Consider the following 21,679-nt stretch of genomic DNA (forward strand, 5'->3'; position numbering starts at 1 on the left):
GGTTCAGGCTCCGGTGGTGGCGTGGTGGCGGGTGAGGGCGTCGGTGACGTCGCGCAGGGTCCGCATGTCGGCGAGGTCGTGCTCGGTGAAGTGGGCGAGGTCGACGCCGGTCTCCTCGCAGACCTCCGTGAGGAAGAGGACCTTGTTGAGGGAGGTCAGCCCGTAGGCGGCGACCATGTCGGCCGCGGGGTCGATGGCGTGGGGCTCGACCTCGGGGATCAGTACGAGGGAGAGCTGTTCGCGGGCGGCCGTTTCGATCTCGGACGGGTTCTCAGGCATGGATTCCGGCCTCCTGGGTGTGCAGCGGGGAGTGGTAGGCGGCCCGGATGTCGGGGCGCTTGGGCTTGTACTGGGAGGTCAGCAGGCCGTTGCCGATGCTGAACGGCGGGTCGGCGACCACGACCCGGCTGATCCGCTCGTCGGGGGTGGTGGCGGCGTTGGTCGCGGCGAGCCGGGCCGCGATGGCGCGGGCGTCCGCGGGCCGGGCGGCCGGGGAGACCACGGCGACGAGTTCGGTCTGGGTGGGGCTGAAGACCACGCACTCGGCGATCGCGGGGTCGGCGCGCATCAGTTCCTCGATGGGCCGTACGACGACCTTCTTGCCGTTGTCGAGGACGATGACGTCGTCGGCGCGGCCGTGGACGAAGAGGAAGCCGTCCTCGTCGAGGTGGCCGAGGTCGCCGGTGCGGACGGTGCCGTCGGGTGAGAAGACCTTCTCGGAGTCGCCGGGGCGGGCGTACTCGTAGTGGTTGTTGACGGGGTGGGTGCTGCGGACGCTGATGACCCCGTCCTCGCCGATCAGCACCTCCTTGCCGCGGAGTGGTTTGCCGACGCTGCCCTCGCGGTGGGCGCCGGGGTGGTTCTTGGTGACGATGCAGGTCTCGTTGAGCCCGTAGCCCTCGTAGATCGGCAGTCCGGCCCCGGTGAAGAAGCGCAGGACGTCGGGGGAGGCGGGCGCGGATCCGGTCCACAGGTAGCGGATGCGGTCGCCGAACAGGGCGCGGGCCACGTCGGGCAGGGTGCGGCCGGCGGAGCGGCGCAGCCTTCCCTCGATGGTGCGGCGGGCGGACTCGTAGAAGGCGGGGACGCCCATGACCACGGTGGGGCGGACCCGGCGCAGGGTCGCGAAGGCGGCCTCGTAGGTGGTGATGGTGACGTCGTGGCCGTGCAGCAGCGCGGAGTACACCCAGTAGCGCTGCTGGAGGAGGGAGAGCGGCAGGAAGACGAAGAGGTGGTCGTCCGGGGTGTGTTCGAAGATCTCCTGGACGGCGGTGAGGGCGCTGTCGATGCTGCCGGCGGTCGCGCCGAGGCCCTTGGGGACGCCGGTGCTGCCGGAGGTGAACTTGATGGTGGTGACGTCCCGGGCGCCCCAGGTGACGGGGGGCAGCGGGGCGTCGGCGGAGCCGGTGGGCTCGGTCAGGTCCCGGATCCGGTCGGTGGTGAGGGTGTCGGGGACGTCGGTGGGCTGGTCGGTGCAGAGCAGGTGCAGCCCGTAGCGGTCCATGAGGGCGGTGGACGGGGTGAACTTGCCCGGCTCCAGGCCCGCGGTCTGCGCGCCGAGGCGCAGTGCGGCCAGGTCGAGGAGCACCCACTCCAGGCTGTTGGCGGCGAGGATGCCGATGCGGTCGCCCGGGCCGATGCCGTAGGTGTCCCGCAGGTGGTGGGCGAGGCGGCCGGCGCGGTCGTGGAGCTCGCGCAGGGGCATGGTCCGTGTTCCGTCCAGGCGGGCGACGGAGATGTTCCCGCCGCCCGGCGCCCGGCTGACGATCCGCCGGATCGTTTCGGGGACGGCGTCGCCCCCGGGTGCTTCCGGCAGCGCCGGGCCCGCCGTGGCCGCCCGCGCCGGGGCGGCGGTCCGCGCGGCGGTCATCGGGTCACCCCCGGCATGAGTACGGCGGCCATCGCGCGGACGGTCTCCAGCTCCGAGAACTGGTCGAGGGTGAGGGTGACGCCGAAGCGCTTGCGGGCGGCGGTGAGGATCCGGGCGGCCGCGATGGAGTCGCCGCCGAGGGAGGCGAGGGTGTCGAGGGCTCCGACGTCGGGGCGGCGCAGGACGGTGGACCAGATGTCGCAGAGGATCTTCTCGGCCTGGGTGGCGGGGGCGCTGCCGCCGGTGGGCGGGGCGTCGGCGGGGGCCTGCGCGCCGAGTTCGGCCAGCCGGGTGCGGTCCACCTTGCCGTTGCGGGTCAGCGGCAGCTCGTCGTGCCACAGGACGGCCGCGGGGAGCATGTAGTCCGGCAGCTCGGAGCGCAGGGCCCCGCGCAGGTCGTTCAGGTGCGGGCGGTGCTCGCCGGCGGGCACCAGGTGGGCGACGAGGCGGTTGCCCTGGGCGGCGACGACGGCGCGGGTGACCTCGGCGAGGGCGGCGAGGCGGGTCTCGACCTCCCCGGCCTCGATCCGATAGCCGTTGATCTTGATCTGGAAGTCGCTGCGGCCCAGGATCTGGATGTCGCCGTCGGGCAGGTACCGGCCGAGGTCGCCGGTGCGGTAGAGGCGTTCGCCGCGGACGGGGTCCTCGTGGAACCGCTCGGCGGTGCGTTCCTCGTCGCGCCAGTAGCCGCGCGCCAGGCCGGTGCCGGCGGCGACGATCTCGCCGGTGACCCAGTCGGGGGCGTCGAGGCCGTGGCGGTCCAGGACGTAGGCGCGGTTGTTGGCGTTGGGGCGTCCGTAGGGGATGGACTCGCTGCCGTCCTCCTCCTCGCCGACGGGGTGCAGGATGTTCCAGATGGTGGTCTCGGTGGGGCCGCCGAGGGAGACCACCTCCAGCTCCGGCATCATCGCCCGCAACTGCGCGGGCAGGGCGGGCGGGAGCCGGTCGCCGCTCATCATGACCAGGCGCAGGGCGGGCGGTACGGCGCCGTCGGCGCGGGCCTGGCCGTGCAGCAGGCCGACGATGGCGGGGACGGAGTTCCACACGCTGACGTCGTGCAGGCGGCACAGGTCGAGCCAGTGGGCGGGGTCGACGGCCTTGTCGCGGTCGGGCATGACGAGGGCCGCGCCGGCCGCGAGGGCGCCGAAGACGTCCCAGACGGACAGGTCGAAGTTGAAGGCGCTGATGGCCATGAACCGGTCCTCGGGGGTGATCCCGAAGCGGGTCTGGCAGTCGGCGACGACGTTGGCGACGTTGCGGTGGGTCACCATGACGCCCTTGGGGGCGCCGGTGGTGCCGGAGGTGTAGAGGACGTACGCGAGGTCGTCCGGGTGGGATCCGGGGAGCCGGTCGGGGACCTCGGCGCGGCCGGAGCAGGGCTGGGTGAGGTCGAAGCAGGCGATGGCGGCGGAGTCGGGCCGGCCGGTGTTGGTCAGGACGCAGCGGACCTCTCCGTCGGCCAGCATGTAGTCCTGGCGGGCGGCGGGCAGGTCGGCGTCGACGGGCAGGTAGGCGGCGCCGGCGAGGACGGTGGCGAGGATGCCGACGATCTGCTCGGGCCCGCGCCGCATGACGAGGCCGACGAGTTCGCCGCGGCCGACGCCCTGTCCGCGCAGCCAGGTCGCGGCGGTCGCGGCCCGGTGCAGGAGTTCGCCGTAGGTCACGGTGCGGTCGGAGGTCAGGACGGCGGGGGCGGCGGGGGTGCGGGCGGCCTGGGCGACGATGGCGTCGCCGAGCATCTCGTCGGGCAGGACCACGGCGGTGTCGTTGGCCTCGTCGCGGCGGGCCCGCTGGGCGGGCGGCAGCAGGTCGAAGTGGTGGAGGTGCCAGGCGCTCTCGTCGACGAGGGTGGCGAGGAGGGTTCCGTAGCCGTGCGCGAGGTCGTCGAGGAGGCCCTCGCAGAAGAGTTCGTCGATGCCGTCGAGCTGGACGACGAGCTCGCCGTGCCGTTCCATCGCGAAGGCGTTGAGCCACACCTGCGGGGTCTGGCTGACGGAGAAGACCTCCTCGCCGAAGAGTTCCAGGGCGGAGCCGTCGACCTCGCTGCTGACGTGTCCGATGGCGCTGTTGAAGGTGAAGGGCATCCGGGCGCCGGCCACCCCGCCGCGGCGGCGGGCCAGTTCCTTGAGGACCTCGATGCCGGAGAAGTGCCGGTGGTCGATGTCGGTGTGCAGGCGCGTCTGGAGGGCCTTGGCGCGTTCCGCGAAGGGCAGGGAGCGGTCGACCTCGGCCTCGACGAGGAGGGTGTCGGAGAACTGGCCGATGGCCTCGAAGACCCGGGGGTGCACGGGCGGCCGGTGGGCGACGGTGGTGGTGAGGGTGAACCGCTCCCCCGCGCCCCAGGTGGCCAGGGTCTCCGCGTACGCGGCGAGCAGCAGCGCGGAGGGGGTCAGTCCGGCGGCGGCGGCCCGGTCCTTGAGGGCGCTCCACTCCTCGCGGCCCAGACGGACCGTGCGCTGGGTGAACCGGGTGCCGGTCAGGGCGGCCGGGCTGGTGCGCAGCGGCAGGTCGGGGTGGGGGGCGAGGTCGTCGCAGCGCTCCATCCAGTACTCGCGCGAGCGGCGGGCGGGGGCGCGGTCGCGGGCGGCTTCGAGGGCGGCGACGTAGTCCTCGTAGGGGAGTTCCTCGTGGACGTCGGCGGCGGGGCTCTGGTAGGCGTGCCACCAGGCGCGGAAGAACAGGAACATGCTGATCCCGTCCATCACGAGCCCGTCGTGGCCGACGTGCAGCACCATCCGGTCGTCGTCGAGGATGGTGGCGTCGACGGTGAGCAGGGGTGCCTGGTCGGCGGGGAGCACCTGGTGGGAGCGCATCTCGCGGAGTTCGGCGCGGATCAGTTCCTGCTGGCGGGGGCTGTGTGCGCGCAGGTCGAGGACGCCGATCCGCGGGGCGTGGTCGCCGTACTCGGTGACCTGGCGTTCGTCGGAGAGGAAGCGCGAGCGCAGGGCGCTGTGCGCGGCCACGACGGTGTCGAGGGAGGCCTGGAGGCGGTCGAGGTCCCAGTCTCCCTCGATCTCGTGGAAGACGTGGCTGGCGACGTCGCCGATCTCGAAGACGCCGCTGCGGCCGAGGTAGTAACTGCGCTGGAGCGGGGTGAGGGGGAAGCCGGGGCCGTGTTCGGCCTCGCGGGCGAGGTGGGCGACGAGCTCGGGCTTGGCGGCCTTGAGGCGGGCGATGAACTCGGGGTCCATGCGCTCGCGGTTGCCCTGGAGGCGCAGGTCGCCGTCGGTGAGGGTGACCGACAGTCCGCGCCGGGCTATCTCGCGCAGCATGTGGCGGGCGTTCATCGGGCGTCCTCCGGGGTCAGGGCGGCGACGGCGGAGGGCTCGGCGCGCTCGGCGATGACGGCGGCGAGTTCCGCGAGGGTGCCGCCGTGCAGGAGTTCGTCCATGGAGAGGTCGACGTCGAGGGCGTCGAGGATCTGGTACTGGACGGTGACGGCCTGGAGGGAGCCGGCCGCGAGCTGGGTGAGGGTGCGGTGGGCGATCTGCTCGTCGTCGCCGAGGCGCAGGACGGTGCGGGCGATCCCGGTGAGCCAGGGGGTGAGGGCCGGCTCGGCGGGCGGGGCGGGCGCGGCGGCCTGGAAGAAGACGGCGTCGGCGAGGGTGACGGCGCTGCCGGGGGCGAGGAGTTCGACGCTACGGGGCCAGGTGCGCGGGGCGTCAATGCCGAGGGCGGCGGCGAGCCGGTCGGCGAAGCGGGGCATGACGGGGGCGGCGGCGTGCGCGAGCAGCCGGGCGGCGGCCAGTTCGAGGGCGACGGCGGTGCGGTTCTCGGATTCCCAGCCGGGGGTGTCGGTGAGGAGGCCTTCGGCGCGGGCGAAGCGGACGGTGTCGCGGACGATGCCGTCGAGTTCGGCGGCGGCCTGGTTGAGGGAGAAGGAGTCGTTCTGCAGGGCTCCGGTGACGGCGGCGAGGCGGGTGCCGAGCCGGGCGAGGAAGGCGGAGTGTTCGGCGGTCCAGTTGCCGGCGTCGGGGGCGCGGCCGCCGTGGTGCTTGGCGACGCGGGCGCCGAGGTCGTTCAGCCACTGCTGCCAGGTGCCGATGAGGGTGTCGTCGAGGGTGGCCTCGTAGGCGGCGCGCCGGAAGTCGGTGCGGGTGCCCTCGGGGCGGGTGGAGGCGAGGAAGTAGCGGACGGAGTCGACGGTGTCGGGGGTGAGGATCTCCTTGCCCCAGATGGCGTGGCGGCGGCTGGTGGAGAACTTCTCGCCTTCGAGCAGGTAGAACTCGTTGACGTGGTAGTCGATGTCGGGGGTCCAGCCGGGGAAGGCGAGCTGGTAGAGGACCGGGTAGAGGACGCAGTGGTAGAAGCTGTTGTCGTAGCCGAAGAAGTGGACGATCTTCCAGTCGGCGGCCGGGTCCGCCGCCTTCCAGGGGCGGCCCAGGCGGGCGCCGAGGGACTGGATGCCGTGCAGGAACCCGTAGCTCATCTCGGGCCACACCCAGATGACCTGGCCGTCGGTGCCCTCCTCGCGCGGCTCGACGCCCCAGGTGGAGGGGTGGGTGAGGGGGATGGTCAGGTCGGGGCGGCGGAAGAGCCGGTCGGCCAGTTCGCGCAGCCGGGCCGGTACCCGGCCCAGGCGGTGGTGGGCGCGGACGTCCCCGGCGTAGGCGTGCAGGGGCAGGGTCCAGCGGGCGGCCGGCGCGGTGGCGGGCGGGGCGTCGGAGCGGGCCGAGCGGGGGCCGGTCAGGTCGGCGACGGTGTTGGGCTCGCCGCACTCCTCGCAGATGTTGCCGGAGGTGATGGAGCCGCAGCCGGGGCAGCCGCCCTTGACGTCGGCCTCGTAGAGGTAGCCGCCGGTGGTGGCGTCGTAGAGGGCGTCGGTCTCGGTGACGGCGATCTCGCCGGAGGCGACGACCTTGCCGAAGAAGTCCCGCAGGCCCTCGCGGTAGGCGGGGTCCTGGTCGGTGACGGTGTACTGGTCGAGCGGTATGTCCATCAGCCGCAGGGTCTCGGCGATCTCGGCGCTGTAGTGGGCGGCGGTCTCGGCGGGGGTGGTGCCTTCCTTGGCGGCGGCCGCGACCACGTAGCTCTGGTAGTCGTCGCTGCCGGTGAGGTGGTAGGCCTCGGCGCCGGTCATGCGCTGGTAGCGGGTGAAGGCGTCGGCGCCGAGGTAGGGGCCGGAGAGGTGGCCGAGGTGGAGGTCGCCGTTGGGGGTGGGCGGGGTGGAGAAGACGAAGACGGGGCGGTCGCCGAAGCCCTTGCGGACGGGGTCGGCGGCGGAGGTGGCGGCGCGCTGGGCGTCGCGCCAGTACTGGGTGAAGAAGACCAGGTCGGTGGCGTCCGCGTCGCCGTCGGCGGTGTTCTCCGGGCTGGTGTTTTCCAAGACGTGCGACTCGAAGGGTTCGAAGAGGACGACGGTGCCGGGGGCGGCGGGGTGGCGTTCGCCGTCGATGACGAACTCCCCGCGGCCCGAGACGATGACGAACAGCTCGGTCTCGTCGTGCCGGTGGCTCTCGGTGGCGCGGCCGGGCGCGACGCGGCCCCAGCCGGCGGCCGTGCCCAGCCCCTCCACGCCGCTCATGTCGATGCCGAACGCCTGCTCCAGGACGTCGGCGTCGTAACTCGCGATGATCATGTCGTGGCCTTTCGCGGAGACGGGAGGGAGGGGATCAGGTCGGCGGCGCGGGCGGCGAGGGCCGGGGCCAGCCGGTAGCCGGAGCCGCTCGCGGCGCCCGCGAACACGAGCCGGCCGTAGGGGTCGAGCGCGGTGACCAGGGGCGTGCCGCCGGGCCCGTACGCGTCGCAGAAGACCCGGCCGGAGCGGCAGTGGGCGGCCAGGTCCGGGGCGTAGCGGGTGAGCAGGGCGCGGGCCTCGCGCAGGTGGCCGGCGGTCAGGGCGGGGTCGACGGCCGCGGGGTCGACGTCCCACTCCCGGCAGGTGTAGCTGAACAGCCAGTGGCCGCGGTGGTGGAAGGGCAGCAGGAACGCGTCCTCGGCGTGCAGGACGACCGCCCGGTCCCCCGGATCGGGCGCCCGGTCTATGTGCAGGGCGACTATCTTCTTGACCCGGGCGCCGAGGGGGGCCACCAGGTCCCGCCAGGCGGGTTCGGCGAGCCAGGGCCCGGGGGCGATCACCACGTGTTCGGCGGTGAGGGTGGCGCCGCCGGTCAGGGTCAGGCGGGCGCCGCCGGGTCCGGCGGCGACGGAGGTGACGGCGACGCCCTCGCGGAAGGAGACCCGGGGGCGCAGTTCGGCGGCGAGGAGCTGGGTGAGGGCGTGCACGTCCGCGTACTGGCAGCCGTCGCCCTCCCAGGCCCCGAAGTTCTCCGGCAAGGGCCCCACCACGGGCGGGAGTTCGGCGGTCCAGCGGAGTTTGGCCTCGGGCAGGTAGACCTCGCGCAGCCGCTCCTCGGCGCTCTCGGGGGCCAGGACGGTCATGCCGAGCGGGTGGATGGGCAGGTCCGGGCGGGCCGTGTGGAGGTCGGCGTAGAAGCGCTCGCTCTCGGCGGCCAGGGTGCGGACGGTGTCGTTCGCGCCGCGCGGGAAGTGCAGTCCGGCGGAGCGGCGGGTGGCGCCCGAGCCGATCATGTCCCGGTCGAGGACGGTGACGGTGGCGGCGGGGTCGCGGGTGAGGATCTCGCGGGCGATGAGCACCCCGAGGATGCCCGCGCCGACGACGGCGACGCCGGTGCGGGCGCCGGTGGGGCCGCCCGCGTCGGGGGCGGTGGCGCGGTAGGCGGCGGGCCCGGTGGCGGCGGGGCCGGTGGCGGCGCCGCTGAGGGGCCCCGTGGCGGGGCCGGTGGCGGGCATCAGGCGCTCCACCGTTCGTCCTGCGGGGCCTTGGAGGACCACTCGATGAAGGAGGCGAGCTGCTCGTCGCCGCGTACGCCGCACAGCCGGTCGGCGATGCGCCGGCTGCGCCAGGCGTTCAGGCTGAGGTTGGGGTCGGCGAGGCCGCGCTGGCCGCGGACCCCGTTCTGGACGAAGATCCGGCGGTCGGCGGGGCCGTCCCAGCGGACGGCGTAGTCCTCGTCGACGCGCAGTTCCTCGCCCTCGTGCTCCAGGCGGGCGGTGAGGGGGGCGAGGAAGTCCATGGCCGCGGGCCGGTATCCGGTGGCCCAGACGACGATGTCGGCCTCGAACCGCTCCACGGACTCCGGCTCGCCCGTGTGGCGGGCGCACACCTCCCAGCCGCCGAAGGGGCCGGTGGAGACGTCGAAGACCTCGCGGCCCGGGTGCAGGGCGACCAGGTCCTCGTTGCCCTCGACGAACCGGTGGACGTAGATGGTCTGGTAGATGTCGCGCAGCGTGGACTCGGAGATGCCGTCGCTGGTCAGGATGTTGCGGGAGTTCATCGACTGGCGGCGCTCGCGCGGCAGCCCGTAGAAGTACTCCGCGTGGCTGGGCATGTAGTAGTCGTTGGTGAAGGGCGAGTCGTCGATCGGGAGGTAGTTCGGCCGGCGCGAGATCCACGAGACCCGGCGGGGGAGGTCCCAGCCGCTGCGGGAGATCAGGTCGAGGAAGGCCTCGGCGCCGGACTGGCCGCCGCCGATGACCACGACCCGCTTGCCGCCGACGTCGCGGGCGGCGTTCAGGTAGTCGGCGACGTGGAACTGCGTGGGGCCGAGCTGCCCTTCGCCCTGCGGCGGGACCCAGGGGCGGCTGCCGACCCCGACCACGACGTTCTCGGCGGTCAGCTCGCGGCGGTCGGTGCGGACGGTGAACGCGCCGAGGCCGTCGTCGAAGCCGACCTCCCGGACGCCCTCGCCGAAGACGATGTTCTCGTTGCGGCGGCTGGCCCAGGCCAGGTAGTTGCGGAACTCCAGCCTCGGCACGTCGTCGAAACGGGCGTTGAGGAAGTGGTAGACCCGTCCCTTGGCGTGCAGGTACGACAGGAACGAGAACGGGTTCGCGGGGTCGGCGAGGCTCACCAGGTCCTTGAACTGGGAGACCTGGAGGGTGGTGCCCGGGATCTGCTGGCCGTCGTGCCAGCTGAAGGTCTCCTTGCGGTCGAGGAAGAGATTGGGTACGTCCGGCCGGCTGTGCAGCAGGGAGGCCAGGCTCAGGTTGGCCGGGCCCACGCCGACTCCCAGGCAGCGGAAGTGCGTGATGCCCGGCCGGAAGCTCTCGTGCCCCATGGTCGGAACCTCTCGTTCGATTCGGTAAGGGAAGAGGAGGGGGTGGGGTGGGGAGCGCTAGGCCGCGGCGGCCGGGCGCGTGCGTACGGCGATCAGGCCGAACAGGGTGGCGAGCAGGGAGCAGGCACCGACCAGCGGCCAGACCAGCCCCCCGAACTGGAGGAAGAGCCAGGTGCCGGCCATCGGCCCGAGGGCGGAGCCCAGGCCGAAGGTGAACTGGAAGCTGCCGATGTAGCGGGAGCGCAGTGCCTCGGGCCCGGCGCCGGCCGGGTAGGCGAAGACGGCGGGGCCGCCGAGGATCTCGCCCAGGGACCAGACGAGGGTGCCGATCACCACGGCGGCGGGCCCGATCGGCAGTCCGTAGCAGGCGACGCCGGCGCCGACGAGGGCGAAGCCCAGACCGATGGTGATCTTCAGGGGCCAGCGCTGCGAGACCTTGGTGACCAGCAGCTCGAAGGCGATGACGATGAAGCCGTTGAGGGCGACCGCGAAGGTGTACCAGAAGAGCGCGATGTGCGCGTCCTTCAGGGACAGCGGGAGGGTGGACAGGTACTGCATGTAGACGGCGGAGTGGAAGAAGGCGGCGACGAGGTAGAGCACGTAGCGGCGGTCGCGCAGGACCGCGCCGTAACCGCCGGTGGCGGCGGTGGGGGCGGCCTCCCGCACCGGCTCGGGGCGGACCCGGCTCCTGGCGGGCAGGGTGGCTCGGGCGACGAGCGCGTAGCCGAGGGCGAGGGCGGCCTCGCCCCAGAACAGCAGGGTGTAGGTCTGCCCGCCGGCGTTGTAGAGGGCGTAGCCCAGCAGCGGGGCGGCGGTCGCGCCGACGTTGAGGCCGAAGCGGTACATCGCGAAGATCATGATCTGCCGGTCGCCGTCGGTCTGCTCGGCGAGCAGGGTGGCCGAGGCGGGGCGGAACAGCTGGGCGCCCAGGCTGACCAGGGCGATCGCGGCGAGCAGCAGGGTGAAGTCGGGCAGGTAGAGGAGGGAGGCGGTGAGCACGGCCGTGCTGCTCATGGAGAGCACGGTGGCGCCGCGGATGCCGAGCCGGTCGGCGAGGGTGCCGCCGGCCAGGGAGCCGACGACGGCCCCGCCGCCGTAGACGCCCAGCGCGATGACGGTGTGGCCCTTGGAGTAGCCCTCGGCGGTGAGGAAGAGGACGAGGAAGACGTGCAGGAAGCCGCTGAGCCGGTTGACGAGCACCCCGGCCAGTACGGTCTTCACCGCGCGCGGGGCCTCCTTGAAGGTCACCCACACCCCGGGGGCGGCGGGCGCGGCCGCCTGCTCCGGGGCGGCTTCGGCGGGGCGGACGTCAGTGCTCATCGGCGTCGGTCTCCGGTTCGGTGACGACGGTGACGGCGGCCCGCACGGACCGCTCCAGTTCGTCCAGGCCGTCGGCGGTGGGGGCGTCGAGGAGGAAGGTCACCGCGCGGTCGTCGGAGCTGGCGAGCGGGCCCAGCCGGGCGCCGGCCTCCTTCAGCACGAGGAGCGCGCGCAGCGCGGCCGGGTCCCCGGCGGCTCCCGGCCGCCACTCGGGCCACATCCCGGCCTCGCCCACCCATTGGGGGCGTACACCGGGCCAGTCGAGGGTGACGTCGGCGAGGACTCCCGGCGCGTGGTCGAGGTAGACCTGGCGGGTGAACCGGCGCGGGGCCGGGTAGGAGGCGCGCTCGCCGAGGGCGATCTTGATGATCTCGGGTTCCATCGGCTGCCCGGTGGCCAGGTGGTAGAGGGCGAGCAGGCCGTCGCCGGGGGTGCGGGCGGCGACCTCCATCAGGCAGGGCCGGCCGTCGGCGCCGACGCGCCACTCGGAGTGGGCGATGCCGTCGCGGAAGCCGAGGGCGTCCAGCATCCGGCGGTTGGCGTCGAGCAGGACCGCGTCGTGGGTGCCGGAGGGGTCGGGGACGGAGTGGGCGAGCTCCACGAAGGTGCGCGCGCCGGACTCGGTGGTCTCCTTGCGGGTCACCGAGGTGAAGACGGGCTCGCCGTGCTGGACCAGGGTCTCGACGGAGTACTCCTGGCCGGTGGCCTTCTCCTCGATCAGCACGGTCTCGTGGGCGGGGTACTCCCCCAGCAGGACGCGCATCGCCTCCGCGTCCTCGACGGCGACCACGCCCGAACTGGAGTGCCGGGTGGCGGGTTTGGCGACGACCGGGTAGTTCAGCACGGTCGGGTCGGCGTCCTCGCGGCCGCCGGGCGGCACCACCAGGCAGGCCGGGCCGAAGGCGTCGAGGTACCAGCGCTGGAGGTACTTGCTGCGGCAGACGCGGGTGGCGCGCAGACCGGGTCCGGGCAGGCCGAGGGCGTCGCACAGCAGGCCGGTCTGCTCGACGAGGGTCTCGCCGACCGCGTAGGCGCCGCGCAGGGTGTAGCGGCCGTGCCAGGCGCGGGCCCGGGCGGCGAAGCCGGGGGTGAAGGAGCCGTCGAGGTCGAGGGAGCCGTCCACGTAGGCGATCTCGTCGATCAGGGAGGCCGGGTGGTCGGGGTCCTTGCGGGCGGTCTCGGCGGCGTCCCGGTAGGACTCGGGGGTGATCAGGAGGATCTTCAGCCCGCGGGCGGCGAGTTCCTCCAGGTAGCGGGGGTTGCGGCAGACGACCCGGAAGGCGCCGGTGAGGACGAAGGCCTCGGGGAGCGGGAGGGCGGCGGCGGGGTGGGAGGGGTGTGCGGTCGGGTGGGTCATGCCGGGACTCCTGAGGGGGTGGAGGAGGTTTCTTCGCAGGTCCCGCCCAGGCCGTGGGCGGCGAGGAAGGTGAGCCAGCGGGTGGTCTCCCGGGGCGTCTCGGCGGCCCGGTTGAGGCCGGCGGGGAGGGCGCCGGCCAGGATGCGGGTCACTCCGTAGGCGACGGGGAGGGAGACGCAGCGGGCCATCGCGGACTCGTCGCCGTCGCCGGTGAGGTCCAGCAGGTGGGAGCCGCGCCAGCGGGTCCCGGCGGCGGTGCGCAGTTCGAGGGAGACCGACAGGACGACGCGGTCGCGGTCGGCGGGGGTGGTGGGGTAGCGGGCGGCGAGGGCCGCGGCCAGCGCGCGGACGGCGGCGGGGTCCCCGGCGGAGACGGTGTCGAAGACCTCCTTCCAGGCGGTGCGCCAGCCCGCGTTGCGCAGGGTGCCGCGGACGAAGGTGGCGAGCTGCCACTGGTGCGGGATGCCGTACTGGGCGACGAAGGGGAGGCTGTCGCGGTTGGGGTAGACCTCGAACTCCTCGCCCGCCAGGACCAGCGGCCGGGTGGCCTCCCAGGGGCGGGCGGCAGTGCGTTCGGCCCCGGAGTCGATGTGCCGGGCCGGGGATCCGAGGGCCGCGAGGACCCCGTACGGGGCCCAGCTGAAGCGGTAGCGGAAGGCGTTGGGGACCGCCGGGACCCCTCCGCAGTAGGAGGTGAACGCGGCGGTCGCCGGTGCCGGGCCGATGGCCTCGCGGCCCCGGGCGACCAGGTCGTGGGCCATCAGGTGGTCGATGCCGGGGTCGAGTCCGGCCTCGGTGAGCACGACGGTACGGGTCCGCGCGGCGGCCCCTTCGGCGAGCGCGGCGAGCTCCGGGGAGACGTAGCTGGTGCAGGCGAAGTGGGCCCCACGGTCGGTCGCCAGCCGCAGCAGCGCCGGGTGTTCGGCGGCGGGGAGCATGGAGACGAGGACGTCGCCGGGGCCCACCCCGTCCGCCAGGGCGGACGGGGTGAGGGCGCGGACCTCCGCGCGGCCCGCGAGGCCGTGGGCGGCCAGGCGGGCGGCGGCGCGCTCGGCGGTGCGGTCCCACAGGACCACGCGGCGGGCGCGCTCGCAGACGAGGGACAGGCCGGAGCGGCCCGTGGAGAGGCCGGTGCCTATCCAGTGGACGGTGCCGGACGCCGGCGCCGCGGCCGCGGCGGGTGAGGGCGGGTCAGCGGACAAGGGGGGCCTCCTGGGCTTCGACTGCGGTCCGGTACGTGTGCAGGGCGCGGGCCCAGACGCCGTCCCACTCGGCCAGGCGCATCAGGTGCGGGGCGAGTTCGGCGGAGAAGGCGGTGCTGGCCTCGACGGGGAGGAGGGAGGGGAGGTTGTCGATGGCGATCAGGTCGAGGCGGGGGGCCTCGGCGCGCAGGGTGCGGACGGGCTCGGTCCAGGTGGTGGTCTCGTCGTAGACCGGCAGGACGTTGCAGTCGGAGGTGACGTCGCAGGTGACGTCGGAGAGGACGGAGAGGCGGCGGGCGGGGTCGTCGAGGTCGCTCTTGGTCAGGAACGGCGGTACGGGGGTGGTGGTCAGGACGGTGTTGACCATCAGGTCGTGGCCGAGCAGCGCGGCCCGGTCCAGGGAGCGGGTCTCGGCGAGGTCCCAGCGGGTGGGCTCCAGTCCGGCCCGTACGAGGGCGTCGCAGGCGCCGCGGCCGCTGCGGCCGAGGGCTCCGACGACGAGGGCGGTGGTGGGGTCGCCCGCGGTGGCTCCGGAGGCGAGGAGGGCGTCGAGGGCGGGGCGGTCGGTGGGGCGCAGCGGGGTGGTGAGGGTGCCGCGGTGGTGCAGGACGGCGAGGGCGGCGCCGATGTATCCGGCCCAGTAGCCGAAGGCGGCGACGCGGCGGCCGGCTCCGTCGGTGAGGTACTCCATGTCGAGCAGGGCGCCGCCGCCGGCGGTGAAGCGGGAGAGCAGTTCGGCGGCGCCCGACTGGCCCTTGTAGGCGTGGGCGAAGTAGATGTGGCGGTGGCGCAGGGCGGGGGCGGCGGGGCCGGCGGGGAGTTCCTTGAGGCCGAGGACGTAGGCGTCGGCGGGGGCCTCGGCGTGCCAGGAGGCGGTGGGGGCGGTGGCGCAGCCGGCGGCGGCGTAGTCGGCGAGGGGGAAGGCCCGCTGGTCCGACTCCTCGACGGTGATCCGGACTCCGGCCTCGACCAGGCGGCCGGCGTCGTGCGGGGTGAGGGGGGCGCGGCGCTCGGTGGGGCGGGCCTCGTGGCGCATCCAGAGGTGAGTACTGTCCGACATGATGCGTTTTGTCCTGTCTGAAGGCATAGGGGTGGGAGACCCCCGGCCTGATCGCGGTTGCGGGGGCGACGTCCTGGGAGTGCCTGCGCGCTAGAGGAGCGGGATCCGGGCGTTCGCCAGAGGGCGGTAGGCGGGGGTCGCTGTGGTGCTCCAGCCTGCCGTGCGCAGTTCGGTGACGACGGCGGTGGCGAGCGCCACCGCGAGCGGCTCCCCCGGGCAGCGGTGGGCCGCCGCCCCGAAGGTGAAGATCACGGGATTCACCCGGCCGGGGTGCAGGGTGTGGGGGTCCGGGTTGACGGCGGGGTCCCGGTTGGCGGCGGCGAGCACCACGAGGAGCTGCTGCCCGGGTTCCACGGTGGAGCCCGCGTGGGTGAAGGCCCCGGCGGCGAAGCGGCGGGTGTTCTGGATCGGGGCGTCGTGGCGGACCACCTCGCGCACGAGCGCGCCCGTGTCGGGGGCGTCCGCACCCCGGGCGAGGGCGACCAGGGTGTTGCCGATGAGCCCGGCGGTGGCGTCGTAGGTCTGGGAGAGGAAGCCGATGGCGTTGGAGAGCAGCGGCCCGAGGTCGACCAGGCCCTCCCGGTCGGCGGCCCGCACCAGCTCGGCGAGCAGTGCGTGCGCCCGGCCGGAGCCGTACCCCTCCCGGATCCCGGCACCGGACCCCGCCGCGGCCTCCGGGCCGGCGGCGGCGGCCGAGTCCAGTACCGGGCCGAGGAGTTCGCGCAGCCGGACGGCGGCCACCGAGGCCGCCTCCCGGTCCTCGGGGCCGGCGGTGGCGGGGATGCAGCGGACGAAGTCGGCGATCGCGCGGGCCGCCTCGCGGTCGGCGCCCCCGGTCAGCCCGGCGAGCACCGCGACCACCCGGGCCGGGACCCCGAACATCAGCTCCTCGTACGGGACTTCGCCGCCCCCGGCGAGCGCCTCCCGGGTGAACCGGGCCGCCAGATCCCCCGCGTACGCCGTGTCGGCGCGGGCCAGGGCCCCCGCGACGGCCCCCTTCAGGCGGGCCGTCGCCGCGCCGTCCGTCATCCGCACGAGCTGCCCGAACACCTCACCGGCCGCCGTCCCGGCGAGCCCGGCCGGAACCGGCTCCGCCACGGGCCGTACCCGCAGGACGCCGCTGCCGAGCACCGCGCGCACCGCGGCCGCGTCGGCCGCCACCCAGGCCCCGAGCGCCTCGTCGAAGGCGAAGGGGCGCTCGGCCACCAGGCGCGCGTAGAAGGGATAGGGGTCCGGGAGGCGGACGGCCTCGACGGGGGTGACGGTCGTGGTGCTCACTGGGAAACTCCTTGTCGAACGGGTGGTGCGGGTCGAACGGGTCGAGCGGGTCGTGCGCGTGGAGAAGGATCAGGCTGCCGTGGCGCGGGCCGCCCTGCGCATGTCGAGGGAGCCGGCGATGGCCATCCTCAGCACCTCCGAGGTGCCCTCGTAGACGCGCAGGGAGCGGATCTGGCGGTACAGCCGCTCGGTGACCGAGCCCTGCACGATGCCCGCCGCCCCGAGCAGTTGCACGGCCGCGTCGACGACCCCCTGGGCGGCCTCGGTGGCGTGCACCTTCGCGATGTTGGAGTGCCGGGCGAAGCGGCGGCTGCCGCGGTCGGTCTCCCAGGCGGCCCGAGCCACCAGCAGCGCGGCCGCGTTCAGCTGCACCTCCATGTCGGCGAGGGAGGCCTTCACCAGCTGGAGGTCGAACAGGGTGGCCCCGTACGCCTCCCGCCCCAGGACGTGGGCGAGCGCGGTGTCGAAGGCCCGCCGGGCGAAGCCGAGGGCCGCCGCGCCGACCGTCGTACGGAACCGCTCCAGCAGGTCGACGGCGACCACGAACCCCTTCCCCGGCCGCCCCAGCAGCGCGTCCGCGGGCAGCCGGCACTCCTCGAAGGACAGGTGAGCGAAGGACCGCGGGGCGATCGCGTCGATCCGCTCGACCCGCAGCCCGGGAGTCGACGCGGGCACCAGGAAGGCCGACAGCCCCAGCGGGCCGGGGCCCTGGCCGGTGCGGGCGATGACCACGAACACGTCGGCGATGGTCCCGTTGGCGATCCAGGCCTTGCGCCCGCTCAGCACGTACGAACCGTCCGCCGCGTCCTTCACCGCCTCCAGCCCCACCGAGGCCACGTCCGACCCGGCCTCCTTCTCGGAGACCGCGAAGGCCCCGATCAGGGTCCCGGCGGCCATCCCCGGCAGGTAGCGGCGGCGCTGCGCCTCGCTGCCGAAGCGCAGCAGCGGGGTCGCGGCGAGCGCCTGGATGGAGAAGGCGAAGTCGGCGAGGTCCTCCGCGTACGCGAGGGCCTCGCGGCGCAGGCACACCGCGCGGAAGTCGTCCACCGGCGCGCCCCGGGGGTCCAGTTCGGCCAGCCAGCCCGCCGCGCCCAGGGCGCGCACGAGCCGGCGCCCGGCCGCGTCCGGGTCGAGGGAGCGGATCTCCTCCCACAGCACCCGGTTGCTGTCGCACCAGGCCCCGGCCTCCTCGGCGAGGCGGCGGTGGGAGTCCTCGTAGAAGGGCAGGGCGAGGACCTCGGGGTCGAAGCTCGTCGTCAGTTCCATCGTCCGGCTCCTCAGATGACCAGGTCGGCGGGGGTGTCGGCGGGGGCGTCGGCCGGCTCGGCGGCGGCCTCGGCGGCGCGGACCCGCTTCACCAGGGCGTGTTCGACGAAGTAGGCGAAGGAGGCGTAGCCGCGCCAGATGCGGCGCCACTCGCGCTGCACCGCCTCCTCGCCGGAGCCGCGCAGCACCTCGTCGAGGTAGGCCACGACGATCTCGGCCGACTGGCGGGCGTGGCCCGCCGAGAAGTTGTCGATGGACAGGTGGGCCTCTTCGTAGGAGACGTCGAGACCGTGGCGGCGCAGTTTCTGGATCTCGTGCAGCCGCATCGCGCCGAGGCCGAACATCTCGATGCCCAGGTTGTAGCCGAGGATCTCGTTGTAGAGGCTGTCGGGGAAGAGCGACAGGCACACCTGGTGGATGGAGAATCCGTACAGGTGGTCCGGCAGGTCGCCCTGGTGCAGGAAGGCCTCCTGCCGGATGTGCGGCAGGTCCATGTCCATGCTGGCCAGCACCTTGTGGATGATCGTGATGTGGTTCTTGGCCATGTCGCCGCGGCCCATCTCGTCCGCGTAGATGGAGAAGAGCAGGTCGTCGCTGCGCCGGCCGCGGCGGCCCAGGTTGCCGATCCGGTGCGCCCAGGTGCCGTCGATGAGGCTGCCGAGGGCGTACGTCGACTGCTCGAAGACCACTTCGTCACGGGAGGGGATCTCGGTGAGCGGCTCGTACGGGTCCACCAGCTTGTCCCAGTAGATCCGCTCGACCCGCTCCATCAGCGCCTCGGGCGTGTACGGGAACCAGCTCGCGTCGGTCAGCACCCCGTCGGCCCCGTGCGCGAAGAGCAGTTCGGCCTCGGCCAGCCCGGCCTCGGCGCGGGCGCGGGCCTGCGGCAGCACGTTCGGGTGGCGCTCGAAGGTGACGAGGCGGTGGAAGAAGCGGCGGTGGTCGCCGGGGTCCTCGGGCTCGCGGACGAGCACGTCGGTGGGCCGCACGGTGGCGAGCCGGCCGCTCCAGGCACGGGCCGGCTCGTCGCCCGCGGTGGTGGGCACGAGGTCCGCGCCCGCGGGCTCGCCGTCGGCGACGGCCTGCGCCCAGGCGGCCAGGACGGCCGCCTCCCGCTCGTCGAAGATGCCGAACATGGGGCCGCCGAACTTGATGGACTTCAGGAAGCGGCAGGGGCCTCCGTCGCGGGCGGGCCGGATCTGGCGGGCGGTGCGGAACTCCCGTACGAAGGCGGCCGGGTCGAACTGCCCGTCGTCGAGCCAGTCGGTGAGCTTGCGGGTGCCGAGGCGCACCGCGCGGTGCTGGCGGCCCGCGTGCGGTGCGTGCCGCTCGACGATCCGCGCGACCCGGGCGTCCAGCGACAGCCCGTCGTACCAGGCGGCGAGCTCGGCGAGGGCCGCGGTGTGCTCGCGTTCCAGCCGGACGAGCAGGCGCACGGCGGCCAGCACGCGGCGGCGGTCCTCGGCCCCGGTGGGCGACTCCTCGGTGAAGGAGAGGTACTCGGCGAGCAGGGGGCGCACGTCGCCCTCGGCGAGCATCGGCTCGATGCCGAGCAGCAGGTCGTCGAGGCCGAGCGCGTGGGCCGCGTAGTGGACGCCGACGACCTCGGGGAGGAAGGAGGCCGGCAGCCGGGACAGGGCCAGGTGGAAGGCGCCGTGCAGGGCGGTGAGGGGCCGGGCGCCGGTCTCGTCGAGGAAGGCGGCGGCCTCCACCCCGGACAGGAACACCCCGTGGCCGACCAGGGCCCGGCGGCGCCGGCCGAGCATCCCGGCCTCGGCGGTGCCCTCGCCCTGGAGCATCCAGTGCTGCCCGAAGAGGCGGCCCACGATCTCGGCGGGCTGGGTGGCGGCCTGCGAGAGGGTGTCCAGCCAGCAGCCGCCGGTCAGCGCCAGGGGGGCGCGCTGGCGCAGGACGGCCGTGCGCACCTCGGGGTCGGGGTGGGTGCGCAGCGGGGCGAGGACGGCGGCGAGTTCGGCGCGGGCGGCCAGCACCTGAGCGGCGACCTCGTCGGCGTCGGCGGGCTCCGGCAGCTCCGGGTCGTCGGGCTCGGGGGCCAGGAAGGCGGCGAGGACCCGGCGGGCGGCGAGCAGGACGCCCTCGCTCTCCTGGTCGGCGAGGAGGCGGCGGAACAGCCCCGCGGGGGGCAGGGCGGTGATCCGCGCGGCCTCGGCGGCTCCGGCCGGGGAGGCCTCGAAGGGGGCGGGCGGCAGGGAGGTGGTCAGGTCGGGCAGGGTGAAGGCGGGCGCGAAGGAGCCGCGCGCCATGTCGAGGGAGGTCTCCTCGCCGGGGGTGAGGGGCGCGTTCATGTCAGTGTTCCCCCTGCCGGGCGGAGGCGGTCGGGGTCGCGGTCGGGGCCGCGGTCGGGGCCGCGGGTGCGGTCTCGGTCGCCGCGTCGGTCGCCGGAAGCTTGCGCAGCAGGACGCCGATGCGCACGCCCGGGACGCTGGAGGCGAGCAGGTAGTGCCCGCGGGGCCGCAGGTCCCCGGCCGCCTCCCGGTCGACGAGGTTGATCAGCGGGTCGGCGGCGAAGCAGTGGCCCACGCGCGGGATGTTGTCCAGGAAGAGCTGCTCGCGGGTGAAGCCGGCCTGGCGTTCTTTGAGGACGACCAGCGGCTTGAAGAGGTTGGGGTGGAGCACGCCCTGGATGTCGCCGATCTTCATGCCGGCGTCTTCGAGGATCTGCCGGTTGACCTCGCGGGCGAGGTCGGAGCTGATCTCGTTGGACCAGTCGAGACCGGCCGGGTCCTGGGCGCCGGCGCCCGCGACGATCTCGTAGGAGTCCGGGCCGAGGGGGGCGGCGCTGATCAGGCAGGAGGCGGCGCCGTCGCTGAAGAGCGCGAAGTTCTCCATGCGGACGGACTCGTCGGTGACCCGGTCGGCGGTGACCACCATGACCGTGCGGTACATCCCGGAGGCGACGTAGGCCTGGCCGGTGCGGATGCCCGCGAGGAGGTTGGCGCAGCGGCCGAGGGTGAGGCCGGTGAAGGCGGCCGCGCCGAGGCCGGTGGCGGCCAGGACGTTCTCCACGAACGCGCCGTGGGTGCGCGGGCCGCCGGGGAAGCGGGTGGAGCACAGGATGAGGCAGTCCACGTCCGCCGGGGCGGCGCCCGCGCCGTCGAGGGTGGCGCGGGCGGTCTCGGCGGCGAGGGTCTCCAGGGCCTTGGCGGTGCGGTGGACGGTGCCCCAGCCCCACAGCTCGGCACGGGGAGGCATGCCGAACGTACGGGCCCGCTCCGCCAGGCCCTCGACCGTGGTGTGGGCGGCGGGGAGTTCACCGAGGACGTAGCGGGGCGCGGACAGGTGGACGGCGGGGGCCGCGGATAACGCGGAGGCGGCGGGTGACGCGTACGGAAGGCTCACGGTGCCGGATCGCTCTCTCGGTCGGCGGACGGGGCGGGGGCGGCGGGGGCCAGGAGGGCGTTCGCCTCGGCGTACGGGAGGGCGTCCAGGCCGAAGTCGAAGGTGCCGGTCCCGGTGATCTCACGGGCGGCGCGGACGAGGGCGCCGAGGGCGGCGCGGGACAGGGCCGAGCCGGTGCTGACGCGGCGCACGCCGAGCTCCCCGAGGTCGGCGACGGACAGCTTGAGGGCGCCGGTCATCAGGACGTTGACGGGCCGGTCCACGGCGGAGCAGACGGCGCGAATGGACTCGGCGTCCGGCAGGCCCGGGGCGTAGAGCACGTCGGCGCCGGCGGCCTCGTACGCCTGGAGGCGGCGGATGGTGTCGTCGAGGTCCGGCAGGCCCTGGAAGAAGTTCTCGGCGCGGGCGGTGACGGTGAAGGGGAAGTCGAGTCCCTTCGCGGCCTCGACGGCGGCGGCGACCCGTTCCACCGCCTCGCCGAGCGGGCGCACGGGGTCCCCGTCGCGGCCCGTGGAGTCCTCGACGGAGCCGCCGACCAGCCCGGCGGCGGCGGCCAGCCGGATGGTCTCGGCGACGTCCTCGGGGCGTTCCCCGAAGCCGCTCTCCAGATCGGCGGTGACGGGCAGGCCGGTGGCCTCCACGATCGCGGTGGCGTTGTCCAGGATCTCGGCGCGGCTGAGCTGGTTGGTGCCGTCGGGGCGGCCGAGGCTGTGGGCGAGTCCCGCGCCGGTGGTGGCGAGGGCGGCGAAGCCGAAGGAGGCCAGGATGCGTGCGGTGCCGGCGTCCCAGGGGTTGGGGACCACGAAGGGGCGGGGACCGGTGTGCAGGTCCCGGAAGGCGACGGCGCGCCGGAGTCGGGCGGCGTCGGTGGTGCTGGTCATGGGT

The 21,679-nt window shown here is 74.3% G+C and carries 15 protein-coding genes; all 15 read right to left on the reverse strand.

From position 1 onward, the window contains the following. Positions 1-3: 3 nt before the first annotated feature. On the reverse strand, positions 4-279 hold the full coding sequence (locus SLAV_RS39970; protein WP_030237844.1) for an acyl carrier protein: 276 nt from the start codon (positions 277-279) through the stop codon (positions 4-6). Beyond that, complete coding sequence (locus SLAV_RS39975) at positions 272-1,870, reverse strand: AMP-binding protein (RefSeq protein WP_031943752.1); 1,599 nt, start codon at positions 1,868-1,870, stop codon at positions 272-274. Before SLAV_RS39975 ends, SLAV_RS39970 begins: the two co-directional genes overlap by 8 nt. Beyond that, positions 1,867-5,157 (reverse strand): non-ribosomal peptide synthetase, encoded by a 3,291-nt coding sequence (locus SLAV_RS39980; protein WP_030237850.1) that lies wholly within the window; start codon positions 5,155-5,157, stop codon positions 1,867-1,869. The genes SLAV_RS39975 and SLAV_RS39980 overlap by 4 nt, the downstream gene beginning before the upstream one ends. Continuing rightward, positions 5,154-7,448, reverse strand: a complete 2,295-nt coding sequence (locus SLAV_RS39985; RefSeq protein ID WP_030237852.1) for a class I tRNA ligase family protein — start codon at positions 7,446-7,448, stop codon at positions 5,154-5,156. The genes SLAV_RS39980 and SLAV_RS39985 overlap by 4 nt, the downstream gene beginning before the upstream one ends. Continuing rightward, positions 7,445-8,623: an NAD(P)/FAD-dependent oxidoreductase gene (locus tag SLAV_RS39990; protein WP_031943751.1), complete on the reverse strand. Its 1,179-nt coding sequence runs from the start codon at positions 8,621-8,623 to the stop codon at positions 7,445-7,447. Before SLAV_RS39990 ends, SLAV_RS39985 begins: the two co-directional genes overlap by 4 nt. Then, positions 8,623-9,951, reverse strand: a complete 1,329-nt coding sequence (locus SLAV_RS39995; protein WP_030237858.1) for a lysine N(6)-hydroxylase/L-ornithine N(5)-oxygenase family protein — start codon at positions 9,949-9,951, stop codon at positions 8,623-8,625. The genes SLAV_RS39990 and SLAV_RS39995 overlap by 1 nt, the downstream gene beginning before the upstream one ends. A gap of 57 nt (positions 9,952-10,008) precedes the next feature. Continuing rightward, positions 10,009-11,271 (reverse strand): MFS transporter, encoded by a 1,263-nt coding sequence (locus tag SLAV_RS40000; protein WP_031943750.1) that lies wholly within the window; start codon positions 11,269-11,271, stop codon positions 10,009-10,011. Beyond that, complete coding sequence (locus SLAV_RS40005) at positions 11,261-12,628, reverse strand: ATP-grasp domain-containing protein (protein ID WP_031943749.1); 1,368 nt, start codon at positions 12,626-12,628, stop codon at positions 11,261-11,263. Before SLAV_RS40005 ends, SLAV_RS40000 begins: the two co-directional genes overlap by 11 nt. Next, entirely contained in the window at positions 12,625-13,830 is a 1,206-nt protein-coding gene (locus SLAV_RS40010) for a saccharopine dehydrogenase C-terminal domain-containing protein (protein ID WP_031943748.1), read from the reverse strand. The genes SLAV_RS40005 and SLAV_RS40010 overlap by 4 nt, the downstream gene beginning before the upstream one ends. Next, the gene (locus tag SLAV_RS40015; protein ID WP_030237870.1) at positions 13,820-14,890 is read right to left on the reverse strand and encodes a saccharopine dehydrogenase; all 1,071 of its coding nucleotides are present in this window, start codon (positions 14,888-14,890) and stop codon (positions 13,820-13,822) included. The genes SLAV_RS40010 and SLAV_RS40015 overlap by 11 nt, the downstream gene beginning before the upstream one ends. Before the next feature lie 90 nt (positions 14,891-14,980). Beyond that, complete coding sequence (locus SLAV_RS40020) at positions 14,981-16,168, reverse strand: cytochrome P450 family protein (protein WP_030237872.1); 1,188 nt, start codon at positions 16,166-16,168, stop codon at positions 14,981-14,983. 69 nt (positions 16,169-16,237) lie between these two features. Beyond that, positions 16,238-17,434 carry an acyl-CoA dehydrogenase family protein gene (locus SLAV_RS40025; protein WP_030237875.1) on the reverse strand — a complete coding sequence of 399 codons (1,197 nt, stop codon included), beginning with the start codon at positions 17,432-17,434 and terminating at the stop codon, positions 16,238-16,240. An 11-nt stretch (positions 17,435-17,445) separates the two neighbouring features. Continuing rightward, the gene (locus SLAV_RS40030) at positions 17,446-19,740 is read right to left on the reverse strand and encodes an iron-containing redox enzyme family protein (RefSeq protein ID WP_031943747.1); all 2,295 of its coding nucleotides are present in this window, start codon (positions 19,738-19,740) and stop codon (positions 17,446-17,448) included. A gap of 1 nt (position 19,741) precedes the next feature. Further along, entirely contained in the window at positions 19,742-20,794 is a 1,053-nt protein-coding gene (locus SLAV_RS40035; RefSeq protein ID WP_031943746.1) for a 3-oxoacyl-ACP synthase III, read from the reverse strand. Next, positions 20,791-21,675 carry an isocitrate lyase/PEP mutase family protein gene (locus tag SLAV_RS40040; RefSeq protein ID WP_031943745.1) on the reverse strand — a complete coding sequence of 295 codons (885 nt, stop codon included), beginning with the start codon at positions 21,673-21,675 and terminating at the stop codon, positions 20,791-20,793. Before SLAV_RS40040 ends, SLAV_RS40035 begins: the two co-directional genes overlap by 4 nt. Between the last annotated feature and the right edge of the window lie 4 nt (positions 21,676-21,679).

Origin of the sequence: Streptomyces lavendulae subsp. lavendulae (assembly GCF_002803845.1) — a bacterium.
GTDB classification, from domain to species: domain Bacteria; phylum Actinomycetota; class Actinomycetes; order Streptomycetales; family Streptomycetaceae; genus Streptomyces; species Streptomyces lavendulae.